At 64.7% G+C, this 16,186-nt stretch carries 14 protein-coding genes and 1 tRNA gene; 14 read left to right on the forward strand and 1 reads right to left on the reverse strand.

Annotation, left to right across the window (positions count from 1 at the left end; all coding sequences use genetic code 11):
- Nucleotides 1–23 precede the first annotated feature (23 nt).
- The 7 genes from AC07WS_RS27840 (at nucleotide 24) to AC07WS_RS27870 (ending at nucleotide 6,437) form a co-directional block, all read left to right on the forward strand.
- Nucleotides 24–827, forward strand: coding sequence for an SDR family NAD(P)-dependent oxidoreductase (locus AC07WS_RS27840; RefSeq protein ID WP_494732283.1), 804 nt, complete (start codon nucleotides 24–26; stop codon nucleotides 825–827).
- Between the two features lie 14 nt (nucleotides 828–841).
- A complete protein-coding gene (locus tag AC07WS_RS27845; RefSeq protein ID WP_494732191.1) occupies nucleotides 842–1,375 on the forward strand; it encodes a MarR family winged helix-turn-helix transcriptional regulator in 534 nt (177 codons plus the stop codon).
- Between the two features lie 11 nt (nucleotides 1,376–1,386).
- Nucleotides 1,387–2,241, forward strand: a complete 855-nt coding sequence (locus AC07WS_RS27850; RefSeq protein WP_494732192.1) for an enoyl-CoA hydratase family protein — start codon at nucleotides 1,387–1,389, stop codon at nucleotides 2,239–2,241.
- Nucleotides 2,241–3,404: an acyl-CoA dehydrogenase family protein gene (locus AC07WS_RS27855; protein ID WP_494732193.1), complete on the forward strand. Its 1,164-nt coding sequence runs from the start codon at nucleotides 2,241–2,243 to the stop codon at nucleotides 3,402–3,404. The genes AC07WS_RS27850 and AC07WS_RS27855 overlap by 1 nt, the downstream gene beginning before the upstream one ends.
- Complete coding sequence (locus AC07WS_RS27860) at nucleotides 3,404–3,796, forward strand: RidA family protein (RefSeq protein ID WP_494732194.1); 393 nt, start codon at nucleotides 3,404–3,406, stop codon at nucleotides 3,794–3,796. The genes AC07WS_RS27855 and AC07WS_RS27860 overlap by 1 nt, the downstream gene beginning before the upstream one ends.
- 128 nt (nucleotides 3,797–3,924) lie before the next feature.
- Nucleotides 3,925–5,397, forward strand: a complete 1,473-nt coding sequence (locus AC07WS_RS27865) for an MBOAT family O-acyltransferase (RefSeq protein ID WP_494732195.1) — start codon at nucleotides 3,925–3,927, stop codon at nucleotides 5,395–5,397.
- An 8-nt stretch (nucleotides 5,398–5,405) separates the two neighbouring features.
- Nucleotides 5,406–6,437, forward strand: a complete 1,032-nt coding sequence (locus AC07WS_RS27870; protein WP_494732196.1) for a hypothetical protein — start codon at nucleotides 5,406–5,408, stop codon at nucleotides 6,435–6,437.
- Nucleotides 6,438–6,452: 15 nt separating this feature from the next.
- Here AC07WS_RS27870 and AC07WS_RS27875 read toward each other — a convergent pair whose 3' ends face one another.
- The gene (locus AC07WS_RS27875) at nucleotides 6,453–8,567 is read right to left on the reverse strand and encodes an acyltransferase family protein (protein WP_494732197.1); all 2,115 of its coding nucleotides are present in this window, start codon (nucleotides 8,565–8,567) and stop codon (nucleotides 6,453–6,455) included.
- A 117-nt stretch (nucleotides 8,568–8,684) separates the two neighbouring features.
- On the opposite strand from AC07WS_RS27875, the gene AC07WS_RS27880 reads away from it, so the two are divergent.
- The 7 genes from AC07WS_RS27880 to AC07WS_RS27910 all read left to right on the forward strand — a co-directional run bounded on the left by AC07WS_RS27880 (nucleotide 8,685) and on the right by AC07WS_RS27910 (nucleotide 16,169).
- A tRNA-Arg gene (locus AC07WS_RS27880) sits at nucleotides 8,685–8,759 on the forward strand.
- 152 nt (nucleotides 8,760–8,911) lie between these two features.
- The gene (locus tag AC07WS_RS27885) at nucleotides 8,912–9,460 is read left to right on the forward strand and encodes a PEP-CTERM sorting domain-containing protein (protein ID WP_494732198.1); all 549 of its coding nucleotides are present in this window, start codon (nucleotides 8,912–8,914) and stop codon (nucleotides 9,458–9,460) included.
- A 182-nt stretch (nucleotides 9,461–9,642) separates the two neighbouring features.
- Complete coding sequence (locus tag AC07WS_RS27890) at nucleotides 9,643–11,544, forward strand: ATP-binding cassette domain-containing protein (protein ID WP_494732199.1); 1,902 nt, start codon at nucleotides 9,643–9,645, stop codon at nucleotides 11,542–11,544.
- A gap of 186 nt (nucleotides 11,545–11,730) precedes the next feature.
- Entirely contained in the window at nucleotides 11,731–12,402 is a 672-nt protein-coding gene (locus AC07WS_RS27895) for a CAAX prenyl protease-related protein (RefSeq protein WP_494732200.1), read from the forward strand.
- Nucleotides 12,403–12,486: 84 nt separating this feature from the next.
- Entirely contained in the window at nucleotides 12,487–13,671 is a 1,185-nt protein-coding gene (epsL, locus tag AC07WS_RS27900) for an XrtB/PEP-CTERM-associated polysaccharide biosynthesis outer membrane protein EpsL (RefSeq protein ID WP_494732201.1), read from the forward strand.
- Nucleotides 13,672–13,680: 9 nt separating this feature from the next.
- Nucleotides 13,681–15,063, forward strand: a complete 1,383-nt coding sequence (locus AC07WS_RS27905) for an undecaprenyl-phosphate glucose phosphotransferase (RefSeq protein WP_494732202.1) — start codon at nucleotides 13,681–13,683, stop codon at nucleotides 15,061–15,063.
- 149 nt (nucleotides 15,064–15,212) lie between these two features.
- A complete protein-coding gene (locus tag AC07WS_RS27910; RefSeq protein WP_494732203.1) occupies nucleotides 15,213–16,169 on the forward strand; it encodes an EpsD family peptidyl-prolyl cis-trans isomerase in 957 nt (318 codons plus the stop codon).
- Nucleotides 16,170–16,186 lie beyond the last annotated feature (17 nt).

Raw genomic sequence — 16,186 nt, forward strand, 5'->3', positions numbered from 1 at the left:
CCGCCTATCTGGCGCCAGGTTCGATGGCAGTTGGCGCGAGCCTGCCGCTGTCGGGCAAGCACGCACTGGTGACGGGTGGCGCGCGCGGCATCGGCGCCGCCTGCGCACAGGCCTTGCTGCTGCGCGGCGCGCGCGTCACGCTGGCGGGGCGCGACGCGCAGGCGCTGGCGGCCGCCGTCGAATCCATGAACGCCGTCGCGGCGCCTCTGGGGGGCGCGGTCGCCATGCAGGTGCTGGACGTGACCGATGAAGCATCGGTGCGCAGCGGCTTTGCCGGCGCGGTCGAGCGCTTCGGCCGCATCGACATCCTGGTCAACAACGCCGGCCAGGCCGCGCCCGCGCCGTTCGGCAAGACCGACGCCGCGCTGTGGCAGCGCATGCTGGACGTGAATCTGACCGGCACCTTCCACTGCACCCAGGCCGCGCTGCCCGGCATGATCGAGGCGGGGTGGGGGCGCATCGTCAACGTGGCGTCGACGGCGGGGCTGGTAGGCTATCGTTATGTGTCGGCCTACGTCGCCGCCAAGCACGGCGTGATCGGGCTGACGCGCGCGTTGGCGCTGGAGGTGGCCACCAAGGGCGTGACGGTCAACGCCGTCTGTCCCGGCTACACAGAAACCGACATCGTGCGCGAGGCGGTCGCCAACATCGTCGCCAGGACCGGCCGTAGCGAGGACGCGGCGCGCGCCGAACTGGCCGCCGGCAATCCGCAGAAGCGGCTGGTGCAAAGCGAGGAAGTCGCCAGCGCCGTGGCCTGGCTTTGCCTGCCCGAGGCGGGCGCCATGAATGGACAATCCGTCGCCGTCGCCGGCGGCGAAGTAATGTGAAGCACGAGGAAGCTATGCCACCATTTTCAGACAACGACGACAATCAAAACCCGATCGAGGACGGTGAGGCGCCGGTGCTCGACTTGGCCAGCCGCCTGACGCAGGACCACCATCAATCGCTCAAGCTGTGGCTGCGCATGCTGTCCTGCACCGTCAAGATCGAAAACGAAATCCGCAGCCGGCTGCGCGCCAGCTTCGGCATCACCTTGCCGCGCTTCGACCTGATGGCGCAGCTGGAGCGTTATCCGCAAGGCCTGCGCATGGGCGAGCTGTCCAAGCGCATGATGGTCACCGGCGGGAACATCACCGGCATCACCGACCAGCTGGAGCAGGAGAAGCTGGTGGTGCGCGTGCCGGACCCGAAGGACGGCCGCGCCTACAGCGTCAAGCTGACATCGGCCGGCCGCAAGGCTTTCGCCATCATGGCGGCCGAACACGAAGGCTGGATCGCCGAACTGCTGCAGGACATGTCCGGCGCCGACAAGAACCAGCTGATCGAACTGCTGTCGCAGATGAAGCAGCACCTGAACGCCTCGGACGAAAAATAAGGAACCACACCATGCGATATCTTCCCGGCCAAGCGCAGCAACTGCCCGGCAACCGCGCCGCGCTGGCCGATTACCAGGCCAGCCATTTTCTGTTTGAAGTCAGCGGCGGCGTGGCCACGCTGACGCTCAATCGTCCCGAGCGCAAAAATCCGCTGACCTTCGATTCCTACGCCGAGCTGCGCGACCTGTTCCGCGCACTGGCCTACGCGGACGACGTCAAGGCCGTCGTCATCGCCGGCGCCGGCGAAAACTTCTGCTCCGGCGGCGACGTACACGACATCATCGGCCCGCTGACCAAGCTGGATATGCCAGGACTGCTGGCCTTCACGCGCATGACGGGCGACCTGGTGAAAGCCATCCGCGCCTGCCCGCAGCCCGTCGTGGCGGCGGTGGACGGCATCTGCGCCGGCGCCGGCGCGATCCTGGCGCTGGCCTCCGACATCCGCCTCGGCACGGCGCGCAGCAAGACGGCCTTCCTGTTCACGCGGGTCGGCCTGGCCGGTTGCGACATGGGCGCCTGCGCCTTGCTGCCGCGCGTGATCGGCCAGGGCCGCGCGGCCGAGCTGCTGTACACGGGGCGCTCGATGTCCGGCGCGGAGGCCGAGCGTTGGGGCTTCTTCAACAGCCTGCAGGAACCGGAAGCGCTGCTGGACGCCGCGCGCGCCTTCGCGCAAGGCCTGGCCGACGGCCCGACCTTCGCCCACGGCATGACCAAGAAGATGCTGCAGCAGGAATGGAATATGGGCGTGGACGAAGCCATCGAAGCGGAAGCGCAGGCGCAGGCGATCTGCATGGCGACCAACGATTTCCACCGCGCCTACCATGCCTTCGTGGCCAAGCAAAAACCTGAATTCGAAGGCGACTGATGAGCGACAAGACCTATCTGGAATGGCCGTTCTTCGACGGCCGCCACGCCGCGTTGGAGCGCGAGCTCGCTGCCTGGGCCGCGCAGCACATCGCGCAGCATCACGAGGCCGATGTCGACGCGGCCTGCCGCCAGCTGGTGCGCCAGTTGGGCGAGGGCGGCTGGCTGCATCACGCCATCGCCGGCGCCGAGGGCGGCAGCATTGATACCCGCGCCATCTGCCTGATCCGCGAAACGCTGGCGCGCCACAACGGCCTGGCCGATTTCGCCTTCGCCATGCAGGGCCTGGGCTCGGGCGCCATCAGCCTGCACGGCACGGCCGCGCAGCGGGCGGCCTACCTGCCGCGCGTGGCGCGTGGCGAGGCGATCGCCGCGTTCGCGCTGTCCGAGCCGCAGGCCGGTTCCGACGTCGCCGCCATGCAGTGCGCGGCCGCGCGCGATGGCGACCACTATGTGCTTAACGGCGAGAAGACCTGGATCTCCAACGGCGGCATCGCCGATTTCTACGTGGTGTTTGCGCGCACCGGCGAACAGCCGGGGGCACGCGGCATCAGCGCCTTCATCGTCGACGCCGATACGCCGGGCTTCGGGATCGCCGAGCGCATTCAGGTGATCGCCCCGCATCCGCTGGCGCGGCTGGTGTTCCGCGACTGCCGCATTCCGGCCGCGCAGCGCATCGGCGAGGCGGGGCAGGGCTTCAAGGTGGCGATGTCCACGCTGGACGTGTTCCGCACCTCGGTGGCGGCGGCCGCGCTGGGCTTCGCGCGGCGCGCGCTGGACGAGGCGCTGGCGCACGCCACGCAGCGCAAGATGTTCGGCCAGATGCTGTCCGATTTCCAGCTGACGCAGGCCAAGCTGGCGCAGATGGCGACCGGCATCGACGCCGCCGCGCTGCTGACCTATCGCGCCGCCTGGCAGCGCGACCAGGGCCGCAACGTCACCAAGGAGGCGGCCATGGCCAAGCTGACCGCCACCGAAACGGCGCAGCAGGTGATCGACGCCGCGCTGCAGATGTTCGGCGGCCTGGGCGTGGTCAGCGAGCAGCCGGTCGAGCGGCTGTACCGCGAGATCCGCGCGCTGCGCATCTACGAGGGCGCCACCGAGGTGCAGCAACTGATCATCGCGCGCGAACTGCTGCGCGCGGCCAACACTAAGGAAGCATGATGGAATTTCTTCAACCGCCGGGCTGGGTGCGGCCGCGTGGCTATTCGAACGGCGTGGCCGCCAGCGGACGCGTGGTCTGCGTCAGCGGCATGATAGGGTGGGACGGACAGGGCGTGTTCCACACCGACGACTTCGCCGGCCAGGTGCGCCAGGCGCTGCAGAACGCGGTCGAGGTGCTGGCCGAGGCCGGTGCGCGGCCCGAGCACATCGTGCGCATGACTTGGTATGTCCTGGACAAAAAAGAGTATGTGGGCGCTTACAAGGCCGTCGGCGAGGCTTATCGCGAGCTCATCGGCCTGCACTTCCCGGCCATGACGGCGGTGCAGGTGGCCGGGCTGGTCGAGGACAGGGCGCGGGTGGAAATCGAGGTGACGGCGGTGGTGCCGCTGTGACGGCGGCAGGGTGAATAGTCAGCAACATTGTTGTTAACTTATACATTTTAGTTTATGATGAGATAAATTTCACCTGTCCGCCCGGCCACCGGCTGCGGCGCCGATTCCTGTCCAAGGGCAAACTAGACGTGCTGTTCAATTCCTTTGCCTTCTTCCTGGTCTTCCTGCCGCTGGCCTTGCTAGGTTACTTCCGGCTGTCGCGCTATTCCTTGCGGGCGTCGACGGTATTCCTGATGGCGGCGTCGCTGGCTTTCTACTGCTATTGGGACGTGCGCTACCTGCCCCTGCTGGCGCTGTCCGTGATGGGCAACTTTACGCTGGGCCGCCATATTTCCCGCCGTGTCGAACGCCAGCAGGTGCGCGCCGCCCGGCATTGGCTGATCGCCGGCGTGGCGCTGAACCTGGGCGTGCTGTTCTTCTTCAAATATTTCAACTTCTTCCTCAACAACCTCGCGGCCCTGACCGGCGTGCCCAACGAGGTGGCGCCGATAGCGCTGCCGATCGGCATTTCCTTCTTCACCTTCACGCAGATCGCCTATCTGGTCGATAGCCGGCAGGGCAAGGTGCGCGAATACCGGCCGGAAAACTACGGCCTGTTCGTGACCTATTTCCCGCACCTGATCGCCGGCCCCATCCTGCACCACAAGGACATGATGCCGCAGTTCGACCAGCCGGAGTCGCATCGCTTCACGCAGGGGCGGCTGGCGGTCGGCATGTTGTTTTTCACCGTGGGCCTGTTCAAGAAGGTGATACTCGCCGACGGCGTGGCGCGCTATGTGGGGCCGGTGTTCGACGTGCATTTCGCCCAGCTCACCCAGCTGGAAGCCTGGGCCGGCGCGCTGGCCTACACCTTCCAGCTGTATTTCGATTTCTCGGCCTATTCCGACATGGCTTACGGGCTGTCCTATATGTTCGGGATTATCTTGCCGATCAATTTCAATTCGCCGTACCGCTCGTTCTCGATCATCGAGTTCTGGCGCCGCTGGCATATCACGCTGTCGACCTTCCTGCGCGACTACCTGTACATTCCGCTGGGCGGCAACCGCCGCGGCGGCGCGCAGCGCTACGTCAACCTGATGATCACCATGTTGCTCGGCGGGCTGTGGCACGGCGCCAACTGGACATTCCTGGCCTGGGGCGGCCTGCACGGCCTCTATCTCGCGATCAACCACGGCTTGCGCCGCGTGCTGGGAGAGCGCCAGTGGCCCGGCCTGAAGCTGGCCGGCGGCGCCGCGACGTTCATGGCGGTGGTGCTTGGCTGGGTATGCTTCCGCGCCAGTTCGATCGGTATCGCGCTGGACGTGCTGCGGGCGATGTGGGGCGGCACCTATCTCGTGTCGGCCGGCGCGCCGGCGCTGGGCGTCAATCGCATCATGAATATGGCGGCGTGCGGCGGCTGGCTGGTGGTGTGCGCGCTGGTGGCGTTCTGCCTGCCCAACGTCTATCAGGTGCTGGGGCGTGGCCTGCTGCGCGGGCGCGAAGCCAAACTCGGAGCGCGCCTGGGCGCGTTTGTGCTGGGCGTCTTGTTCACGCTGTGCCTGGCGCTGCTGGCGATCGGCGAGACGCGCGGCACTTCCGAATTTTTATACTTCAATTTCTAGACGGCCGCATGCGAACTTCACTGTACTTTTTCCTGGGGATGGTCTGCCTTCTGGCCGTGCTGGAAGCGCTGCTGCAACTGGCGCCCGTCAGTTCCGGGCTGCACTTGCAGCCGACCAGCGCGGCTGATCCGGTTTCCCGCTTCGTGCCGGACCAGCGCTACACGTATTCCGTGGGCTGGGCCATGGACAACGCGCGCCACGGCCAAGTCAATCATGACGGCTTCAACAATTCGGCGGTCATGCGCGACCACGCGAAGGTCCTGGTGCTGGGCGACAGCTATATCGAGAGCTTGATGCTGGATTATCCCGATACGGTGCAAGGCCAGCTGGACCGGACGCTGGGCGGCGGCGTCTACGCGGCGGCGGCGTCGGGCAACGGCCTGGCCGACGCGCTGCAACAGCTGCGCGAGCTCGGGCCCAGGATCCATCCGAAAAACGTCGTCGTGTTTGTCGAGGCGTACGACGTCAGCACGCTGCTGGAGGCGCCGCAGCGCGGCCACAGCGGGTTTACGATCCGCGGCGGCGTGGTCGGCGTAGAGCACAGCGACTATCAGGAATCGAAGATCAAGACGCTGGTGCTGCGTTCGGCGCTGGCGCGCTATGCGCTCTCCAGCCTCAAGCTGCCGAACTGGCTCGGCGTCAAGCTGGCCGCGTTGCGGCCGGCAGCGCCGCAGACGGCGCCGGACCTGCGCGCGCAGACCGCGCAGCGCCGCCAGATGCTGGACTATTGCTTCGACCAGCTGCGCCAGCTGTCGGCGCAGTATGGCAGCAAGGTGATCTTCCTGATCGACGCCGACCGCGAACGCATCTACAAGAACAGCCCGCGCAGCATCGGCTGGCAGCCAGGCGACCGCGAGTGGATAGTGCAAAATGTGCGCGACAGCGGCTTCGCGATTGTCGACCTGCAGCCCACGTTCACCCAATACTGGCAGCAGCGGCACGAGCGGTTTGATTTCGAACCGCTGGATGGCCACTGGAACAAGCTGGCGCACGCGCTGGCGGCACAGCAGATTGTGCCGCAACTGGCCGCGCGCGACTGAGCCGCCGGCGCCGGACTACCTGGCCGCGCTGGCGCGCGCCGCGTCGTCGGCCGGCGCAAAGACTTGCTGGAACATGGGCACCAGCAGGCGGTTGCCGAATTCGCTCAGATGGTTGTCGTCATAGTACAAGGGGCGGCCCGCCTTGCTGGCGTTGCAGCGCCCATCCTTGCACAGATAGGGCAGGGGGTCGAGAATTTTGACGCCGCAGCGCGCGTGCACGGCATCCTGCAGCGCCCAGACGAACTGGTGCCGTTGGTGGTATTCGTCCAGCGAAATCGAGATATCGCGCTTCCCGCCGAGCAGCATGGCGCGCACCATCGCGCGCGGCACGTCGACGCCCATTTCGGGGATGGGGCGGACCAGATAGACGGGACGGTCTTTCGCCAGGCGGCAAGTGCTCTCGGTAAACTGCTCGGAGAATTCGCGCAAGAACTCGGGATCGGCGGTCTTGTGCTCACGGCTGAAATACACCGCCGGGCGGCGCCAGTCGGGGCGCCAATCGTTGTAGCCGAAGGCGTACATGCTGGTCCGGTTCATGATCACCAGCGGAACCGTGGTGGGAATATCGGCCAGCTGCTGGCCGACCCACGCCATGAATTCATTGCATTGGCCGCCGATGTTGGGGCGCCAGGAAGCCTTCTTGACGCCGAATATCGTCGGGCAGCTGACGTAACTCCAGTCCATCACGCCGTCGCCGGCCTGCGGAACCGCGGCGGCCAGCGCCGTGGTGACGGCGTCGGCGTGGCTGTCGCCCAGCAGGATGGCGCGCAAGTTGGCGCCGCCGTACATGCAGGACGGCGACTTGGCGCCGGTCATCGCAAAGCACTCGTCGCGGCGCGGCTTGACGTTGCTGGACTCGTTGAAGGTGCTTTCGACCGCCGCCGGCAGGCGGCCTGGCACGCCGTCGCGCAGCTGAATGAAGCCGCCCGGCGCCACCGCCAGCGCCAGCGTCGCCAGCAGGATCAGGCCGCCTTTGCGCACGCCGCGCTGGCTCAAGGCCGGGCGCGCCGGCGCCTCCACGAAATGATAGGACAACTGGGCCAGCACCAGGGTCGCCAGCAGGCCGGCGCCGATCGCCGCGCTGTCGTGTTCGCGATCGACGAAGAACAGGGCGACGACGATCGGCCAGTGCCACAGGTAGAGCGAATAGGAGCGCGTGCCCAGCCATTGCGCGACCGGGTTGCCGGTCCATGGGGAATTGGTTTGCGCCGCCAGCAGCACGAGGACGGTGCCGGCCACCGGGATCAGCGCCAGATAGCCCGGCCATTGCGCCGTGGCGTCAAGCAGCACGATGGCGGCGATCACCAGGGCCAGGCCCAGCGCCTCGAGCGCGCGGCCCTGGCGCCGGGACCACTGCCATCGTCCCTGCAGCAGGAAGGTCAGGCCGCCGGCCAGCATTTCCCAGGCCCGGGTGGGGAGCAGGAAAAACGCGGTCGAAGGCTTGGCGGGCGTGAGCACGATGCACAGCGCCAGCGAGGCCAGCAAGCCGGCCAGCAGCACCACGGTGAGCGGCTGGCGGCCGGGACGAAGCTTCCAGACGGCCAGCAAGACCAGCGGCAGCAGCAGGTAGAACTGCCATTCGACCGACAGCGACCAGGTATGCAGCAGCCATTTCTCGTGGGCCGCCACGTTAAAGTAACCGGTTTGCGTCCAATATTTTATGTTGGACAAAAAGGTCATGCTGAACAGCTCTTGCGCGCCCAGGGCGTCGTAGTCGGCCGGCGTCAGGACAAACCAGCCGAACGCCAGCAGGACCACGCACAAGGCTATCAGCGCGGGCAATATCCGGCTGCCCCGGGCCATGTAGAACTTGAGCAGCGAGAAAGATTCCTTCTCCAGGCCGCCGACCACGATGCCGGTCATCAGGAAGCCTGAAATCACGAAGAAGATGTCGACGCCGGAAAAGCCCCCGCCAAATCCAGGCAGCCCGAAATGATAAAGGACCACGGCAACGACCGCCCAGGCCCGGACGCCGTTGATGTCCCGTCGGAATCTGGACGCGACATTCGTGGACTGGTCGAATAGATTATTCTCTTGCATGCGCATGACGTGGGGGCTCGGCTGTCTGGTGAGATTGTAAATTTTGCCATTATACTTCAGGTAGTCAGCCGCACCGGAGGTCCCGGCCATGCGGTTTGCGGGCCATTTCGCCGGCGCGGGCCGGTTCCGGTGAAAAACTTCACGACGCCCTTGCTTGCCCCTGTGCGGCGCGATGGTTAGCGGCTACAATGGCGGCTCTTTCAGCGTGTCGCCATAGTTCAACGGATAGAACAGGTTCCTCCTAAGAATCAGATACAGGTTCGATTCCTGTTGGCGACACCATTCCCCTCCGACCCGCTGTTTATGCCGCTTGCCAGCGTATCGCGGCACCGTTGCATCATTACAAAAAAAAATGTAATACGGATTGTTCTTTTGTTCATTTGCATTATACTATCCATGCTAATTAGCTAATTTCTTCATCGGGGAGCGGTATCTTGAAAAGTAAAATCCTTGCAATTGTTGCCGCATTGGTATGTTCCACCGCTGCCCAGGCTGCGGATCAGACTTGGACTTTCAGCTTTACCGGCTTCTACAATGAAGGCACGCAGTCCTTCGACGCCGCTTATTCGATCGGCGGCGCCTTTGTCGGCAGCGACCGGAATGGCAATGGCTCCATCGATAGCAGCGAGATCTCCAGCTTCCTGGTGGACGGCGTGGAATACGCCAGCTGCGCCAATCCAGGCATTCCTTATTTTTCCTGCGGCCTGTCGGACTTCTCTTATAACCACGGCGCCCTGACGTTCGGTACCTGGATGCGTTCGACCGACCCGGAAGGCTTCGTCGCCCGCGGCCAGGTGATCAAGTCCGGCGACCAGGAATACCGCTACCTGAACACGCCCGGCGGGTCGAGCGACTCCACCATGCTGTGGACCTCGGACACCCGTTTCGAGCTGACCTCGCCGGTGCCCGAGGCGGACACCTACGCCATGCTGCTGGCCGGCCTGGCTTGCCTGGGCGTGGCAGCCCGCCGCCGCCGCGCCTGAGCCGGCTGCAACCAATGCGGCCGGGCCACGCCCGGCCGTTGCGGCTGATCGATGCGACGCGCCTGGCCGACCCGGCCGCAATAAATGGCGCGCGTGAGCCGACTATCGGTACAATGCGTGCTTTACTCACCTAAATCGGCGGGCTCGCATCACGCAGTGCGCTTCGATCTCCTCATTCTACTATGGCAGTCATCTCTCTTTCCTCAGCGCAACTGGCGTTCGGCCACGTCGCGCTCCTCGATCATGCTGAATTCTCGCTGGAAACCGGCGAACGCGTCGGCCTGATCGGACGCAACGGCACCGGCAAATCGTCGCTGCTGAAAATCATTTCCGGCCGCTTCAAACTGGACGACGGCCTGCTGGTCATGCAGCAGGGGCTGAAGATCGCCTATGTCGAGCAGGAGCCGGTGTTCGACCCGGAGATGAGCGTGTTCGACGCGGTGGCGTCCGGCATGGGCGAGCTGCAGGATCTGCTCAAGGAATACGATGCGCTGACCGGCCAGTTCGGCCAGGGCAATGACGACGCCGTCATGGAGCGCATGCACGACATCCAGGTCAAGCTCGACGCGGCCGACGCCTGGAGCCTGCAGAACAAGGTCGAAACCGTGCTGGACCGCCTGAACCTGAGCGCCGGCATGCTGATGAAAACGCTGTCGGGCGGGATGCAGAAGCGCGTGGCGCTGGCGCGCGCGCTGGTGTCGGCGCCGGACGTGCTGCTGCTCGACGAGCCGACCAACCACCTCGACTTCACCTCCATCATGTGGCTGGAAGGCTTGCTGCGCGATTTCAAGGGCAGCGTGCTGTTCATCACCCACGACCGCTCCTTCCTGGACAACGTGGCCACCCGCATCATCGAGCTGGACCGCGGCCGCCTGCTGTCCTATCCGGGCAACTTCAGCACCTACCAGGCCCGCAAGGCCGAGCAGCTGGAAAACGAAGAGGTGGAGAACGCCAAGTTCGATAAATTCCTGGCGCAGGAAGAGGTGTGGATACGCAAGGGCGTCAAGGCGCGCCGGGTGCGCGACGAGGGCCGCGTGCGCCGCCTGGAGGCGCTGCGCCTGCAACGCACGGCCCGCCGCGAACAGCAGGGCCAGGTCAAGCTGGAAGTGACGGCCGGCGAGCGCTCCGGCAAGATCGTCGCCGAACTGGAAAACGTCAGCAAGAGCTTCGGCGAGCGCGTCATCGTGCGCGACTTCACCGGCACCATCTTGCGCGGCGACAAGGTCGGCCTGATCGGCGCCAACGGCGCCGGCAAGACCACGCTGCTGAAAATGATCCTGGGCGAACTGGAACCGGACAGCGGCGTCGCCCGCCTGGGCACCAAGCTGCAGGTGGCGTATTTCGACCAGATGCGCACCCAGCTCAACGAGGACGCCAGCCTGATGGACACCATCGCGCCCGGCAGCGACTGGGTCGAGATCAACGGCCAGCGCAAGCACGTGATGAGCTATCTGGGCGACTTCCTGTTCGCGCCGGAGCGCGCCCGTTCGCCGGTTAAGTCGCTGTCCGGCGGCGAGCGCAACCGCCTGCTGCTGGCGCGCCTGTTCGCCAAGCCGGCCAACTGCCTGGTGCTGGACGAACCGACCAACGACCTCGACATCGATACGCTGGAGTTGCTGGAAGAACTGCTGGAAGACTACACCGGCACCGTGTTCCTGGTCAGCCACGACCGCACCTTCCTGGACAATGTGGTGACCCAGGTGGTCGTTGCCGAAGGCGAGGGCAAGTGGCGCGAATTCGTCGGCGGCTACACCGACTGGGAGCGGGTGCGCACGGTCGCCGCGCCGGCGGCGCCGGCCAAGGCCGCTGCCAAGGTTGAGCCGGCCCCGGCCGCCGCACCGGCGCCCGCCAAGCAGCGCAAGCTCAGCTTCAAAGAGCAGCGCGAACTCGACGAGCTGCCGGCGCTGATCGCCCGCCTGGAGGACGAGCAGACCGCGCTGGCGCTGCAGCTGTCCGACCCCGACTTCTACAAGAAAAACGCGGCCGAGGCCAAACGTGTCAACGGCCGCATGGAAGAGATCGAGACGGAGTTGCTGACGGCGCTGGAACGCTGGGAAGCGATCGAGGCCGCCACCCGCGCCTAGGTGCGCACGGTAGCAACAACAAAGCGCAGTTTTGTTGTAGTATGTGCATGGTTTTGAGTTGACGTTGGACGTCGGCAATTTTCTTTTTCCATAGCAAACACGGGACTCGCATGCGCTACGCTTTCAACACGCCGTTTTCCCCGCCGCCGGCGCTATCGCCGCGGCGGGGCGCCGCAGCCGGGGGGAGTGCCGGCAGTGTTTGAGCCGGCGGCGCTGCGCCGGGTCCTGCCTTTTTTTGTCTATCTCGCCTTCATCTTCATTGCCGACATGGCCGGGCGTCTCGGCCTGGGCAAGGAGGAACTGCGCTGGCTCTATCCGGTCAAAATCGGGGTGGTGCTGGCGGTGCTGGCGTGGTACTGGCGCAGCTACGAGGAATTGCGCGACTGGCGCCTGGGCTGGGGCGCTGCCGCGCTGGCCGTGGCGGCCGGCCTGGTGGTGCTGGTGCTGTGGATCACGCTCGATGCCCCCTGGATGCAGGTCGGCAGTTCGGCCGGCTTCGACCCGCGCACCGGCGGGCGCATCGACTGGCTGCTGGTGGGCCTGCGCATCGCCGGCGCGGCGCTGGTGGTGCCGGTGATGGAGGAGTTGTTCTGGCGCTCGTTCCTGATGCGCTGGATTGCCCACGGCGACTTCCTGCGCCAGGATCCGGCGCGCGTCGGCTTCAAGGCCGTGGCCATTTCCGTGGTGCTGTTTGGTATCGAACACAATTTATGGTTTGCCGGCATCGTCGCCGGCGCGGCCTATAGTCTGTTGTACATGCGTAGTCGTAATTTATGGGCGCCCATCATCGCGCACGGGGTTACCAATGGCGTGCTGGGCGGGTGGGTGGTACTGACCGGCCAGTGGACTTATTGGTAATATTCAAGCACTAATACATTGATCACACAAAAGAAAACGATAATGCGAAGCCCTGTCCAAACTCCTTCCCGCAGCCTGCGTCCAATGCGGAGCCTGTTGTCGCTGGCATTGTTCGGCCTGACGACCCTGCCGGCGCAAGCCGAATTGAGCGACACTATCCACCCGTTTGTTGCCGCCACGTACACCCATGAAGACAATTTGTTGCGTATAGATGACAGTATTCCGGGTTTTTTGGGGCAGCGCGACGATAATATGCGCCAGCTGCAGGTCGGCGTTTTGTTCGAGCGTCCGATCGGCCGCCAGGAGCTGAGCGGCCACGTCAAGGTGTCCAAGGTCAGTTTCGAGCACTACGACAGCTTCAACTACGATGGCCGCGACTACCTGGCCGATCTGCACTGGCGCATCGGCAGCCATGTCGAAGGCCATGCCGGCCTCGGCTATGTGCAAACGCTGACGCCGTTCACCGACTATCACTCGACCGAGCGCAACCTGCGCATCCAGCGCCACGAGTACGTGGACGCCAACTGGCTGTTCCATCCGAGCTGGCGGGTGCATGCAGGCTTCGACCGCAACCGTTTCGAATACGACTTGTCGGCCCAGCGCTTCAACAACCGCACCGAGGACACCACCGACGCCGGGCTCGATTTCCTCGCCTCCAGCTCGTCGCGGGTCGGCCTGCTGCTGCGCCACACGCGCGGCAACTATGAATTGCAGCGCTTCGCCGGCGGCCAGCAGTTCGACAACGGCTTCCAGCAGGACGAGATCAACGCCAACATCAATTGGGTGTTCAGCGCCACCACCCAGTTCCAGTTGCTGGGCGGTTATGCCCGCCGCACCCACGCCGCCATCACCTCGCGCGACTCCAAGGGGCCGACCGGCCGCGCCACCTTCAACTGGTCGCCGGCGTCGCGCCTGCACCTGTCGTTCTCCGGCTGGCGCGTGTACGAGGCGGTCGAGGGCACGGTGGTCAACAACAGCCTGAACAAGGGCGCCAGCGCCTCGGCGTCGTGGGACCTGACCAGCAAGATCATGGTCAACACCCGTGTGATCCGCGAGCGGCGCGACTTCAACGCCGCGGCCGGCGCCCAGTTGCCGCCCGGCGCCAGCGACAGCAGCAGCTCGCTGCAGGCCGGCCTGAGCTATATGCCGACCGCGCATTCGCAAATCAGCCTCAACGCCAATCGGCAGCGCCGCACCGGCAGCCCGCTGGTGGGCTCGGGCAGCTACCTGGCCAACACGATTTCGCTGAATGGCAGCATTCAGTTCTAAAAGAAAAATATGACTGTCAACGATATACCATTAATTTCGTTTTTCCAGCGGGTGCTCGACCCGCTGCTGATCATGGGGACGCTGTACCTGTTTTCAGTCGGATTCGGCCAGCCGTTCACCGGATACGATCTGATCCTGATGACGCTGTCGTATTTCATCACCTCGTCGGTGTACCAGCACGTCGACCCCTACCGCACCTGGCGCAGCGGCCGCATGTGGGCGTACGGGCGCGACATCATCGTCGGCTGGGTCATCTCGGCGGCGATCCTGATCTTCCTGGGTATGGCCAGCGGCCTGACGCGCCACTACCATGCGCGCATGGTGCTGGCCTGGTTCGCGGCCACGCCCTTCCTGCTGCTGCTGAGCCATCTGGCGGTGCGCAAGCTCGGCAGCTCGCCGGGCAACGCCAGCGAGGTGCGTTCGGTGATCATCGTCGGCGCCAACGACGTCGGCCTGAAGTTCGCGTCGACCATCGAGAAGAACCCGAATCTGTTCATGGCCGTGCGCGGCTTTTTCGACGACCGCACCGAAGACCGCCGCCCGCCCGGCATGCAGCACCCGATGCTGGGCAAGATGGTCGACATCCCCGGCTTCGTGCGCGAAAACAACATCAAGATGATCTTCATCAGCCAGCCGATCTCGGCCCAGCCGCGCATCCGCACGCTGGTCGACGAACTGCAGGACACCACCGCCTCCGTGTACTTCCTGCCGGACATCTATATTTTCGACCTGATGCAGGCGCGCTTCGACAACGTCGGCGGCATGCCGGTGATCGCCATCTGCGAAACCCCGTTCACCGGCTTCAACAGCATGATCAAGCGCGCCAGCGACATCGTGCTGGCCACGCTGATCCTGATCGGCCTGCTGCCCTTCATGCTGGTCATCGGCCTGTGCGTCAAGCTGTCCTCGCCGGGGCCGGCCATCTTCCGCCAGCGCCGCTACGGCTTGTACGGCGAGGAGATCATCGTCTACAAATTCCGCTCGATGACCGTCAGCGAGGACGGCGCCAAGGTGGTGCAGGCCACCAAGAACGACCAGCGCGTGACCCGGGTCGGCGCCTTCCTGCGTAAGAGTTCGCTCGACGAACTGCCGCAATTCATCAATGTGCTGCAGGGACGGATGAGCATAGTCGGGCCGCGCCCGCACGCGGTCGCGCACAACGAGCAGTACCGCAAGCTGATCAAGGGTTATATGCTGCGCCACAAGGTCAAGCCCGGCATCACCGGCTGGGCCCAGGTCAACGGCCTGCGCGGCGAGACCGCCACGCTCGACAAGATGGAGGCGCGCATCCAGTACGACCTGGACTACCTGCGCCGCTGGTCGCTGCTGCTGGACCTGTGGATTATCGCCCGGACGGTATTGGTTGTTGCCCAGCGGGAAAACGCACACTGAGGAAGCGCCCACTGTTTATATTGTGGCGGAATTAAAAATAAACAGCGTTGTCTAACGTAAAATTAAGTGTCATTCTTTATAATAACGCAATCTCTCGTTCCGGGCTTCAGCGCTGCCCGCTTTTTAGAATGTACTTGGAAGGAATTATTTTGAACGCTATCACCGGTCGTGTCGTAGGCAAGGGTATCCCGTCGAACAAGCGCGTGCTGTGCGCTGCGCTGCTGTTGGTCGCCGCGGCAGGCCTGACTGCCTGCGGCGGCAGCAAAGAGAAAAAGCCTGGCCAGTCGCTGGCCAGCGTCAACGGCGAAGAAATCACGATCACCCAGTTGAACGAGGAACTGCAGCGCGCGAACGTCCAGGCCGCCCAGCAGGAGGCCGCCAGCAAGCAGTTGCTGGAATCGCTGATCGACCGCCAGCTGCTGCTCAACGAAGCGGCCAAGGACAAGCTGGACCGCGATCCCAAGGTGGTGCAGGCGGTCGAGCGCGCCAAGGCGCTGATCATCGCCCAGTCCTATATGCAAAAGCGCCTGGGCACGATCACCAAGCCCACCAAGGAAGAAATCACCGAGTACTTCAACCAGCATCCGGAATTCTTCTCGCAGCGCAAGCAGTTCGACATGAAGGAACTGGTCATCGCCACCGGCGCCATGACGCCGGAGCTGAAGGCGGCCATGGACGGCGCCAAGTCGCTGGACGAGGTGGCCAACTGGCTGGAAAATAACAAGGTAGCCTACAGCCGCGCCCAGATCAGCCGCACCACGGCCGACCTGCCGCCCGAGCTGAGCACCAAGCTGCAGTCGCTGCCGAAGGGCCAGCTGTTCATCATCAAGGAAGGCGAGCGCAGCCTGCTGATCCAGATCACCGACGTCAAGGATGCGCCGCAGACCCTGGGCGCGTCGGAAAGCCAGATCGGCCAGTTCCTGTTCAACAAGAAGAGCAAGGCCGCCGCCGACGCCGAGCTGGCCCGCCTGCGCGCGGCCGCCAAGATCGAGTACCTGAACAAGCCGGCCGCGTCGGCCAGCGCGTCGGCCGCCGCGTCGGCGCCTGCCGCCGCCGCGCCCGCCGCCAGCGATTCGAACGCGCGCGGCGTGGCCGGCCTGAAATAAGCATCAGAGTTTTTATA

It is taken from the genome of Duganella sp. GW821-FHT01E12 (genome assembly GCF_059422325.1).

Bases quoted from the DNA above. Each gene is read 5' to 3' on its own strand.
- AC07WS_RS27875 (WP_494732197.1), bottom strand. From the start codon at position 8,567: ATGGCCGGGACCTCCGGTGCGGCTGACTACCTGAAGTATAATGGCAAA.
- AC07WS_RS27890 (WP_494732199.1), top strand. From the start codon at position 9,643: ATGGCAGTCATCTCTCTTTCCTCAGCGCAACTGGCGTTCGGCCACGTC.
- AC07WS_RS27845 (WP_494732191.1), top strand. From the start codon at position 842: ATGCCACCATTTTCAGACAACGACGACAATCAAAACCCGATCGAGGAC.
- AC07WS_RS27905 (WP_494732202.1), top strand. From the start codon at position 13,681: ATGACTGTCAACGATATACCATTAATTTCGTTTTTCCAGCGGGTGCTC.
- AC07WS_RS27850 (WP_494732192.1), top strand. From the start codon at position 1,387: ATGCGATATCTTCCCGGCCAAGCGCAGCAACTGCCCGGCAACCGCGCC.
- AC07WS_RS27855 (WP_494732193.1), top strand. From the start codon at position 2,241: ATGAGCGACAAGACCTATCTGGAATGGCCGTTCTTCGACGGCCGCCAC.
- epsL (WP_494732201.1), top strand. From the start codon at position 12,487: ATGCGGAGCCTGTTGTCGCTGGCATTGTTCGGCCTGACGACCCTGCCG.
- AC07WS_RS27840 (WP_494732283.1), top strand. From the start codon at position 24: ATGGCAGTTGGCGCGAGCCTGCCGCTGTCGGGCAAGCACGCACTGGTG.
- AC07WS_RS27870 (WP_494732196.1), top strand. From the start codon at position 5,406: ATGCGAACTTCACTGTACTTTTTCCTGGGGATGGTCTGCCTTCTGGCC.
- AC07WS_RS27860 (WP_494732194.1), top strand. From the start codon at position 3,404: ATGGAATTTCTTCAACCGCCGGGCTGGGTGCGGCCGCGTGGCTATTCG.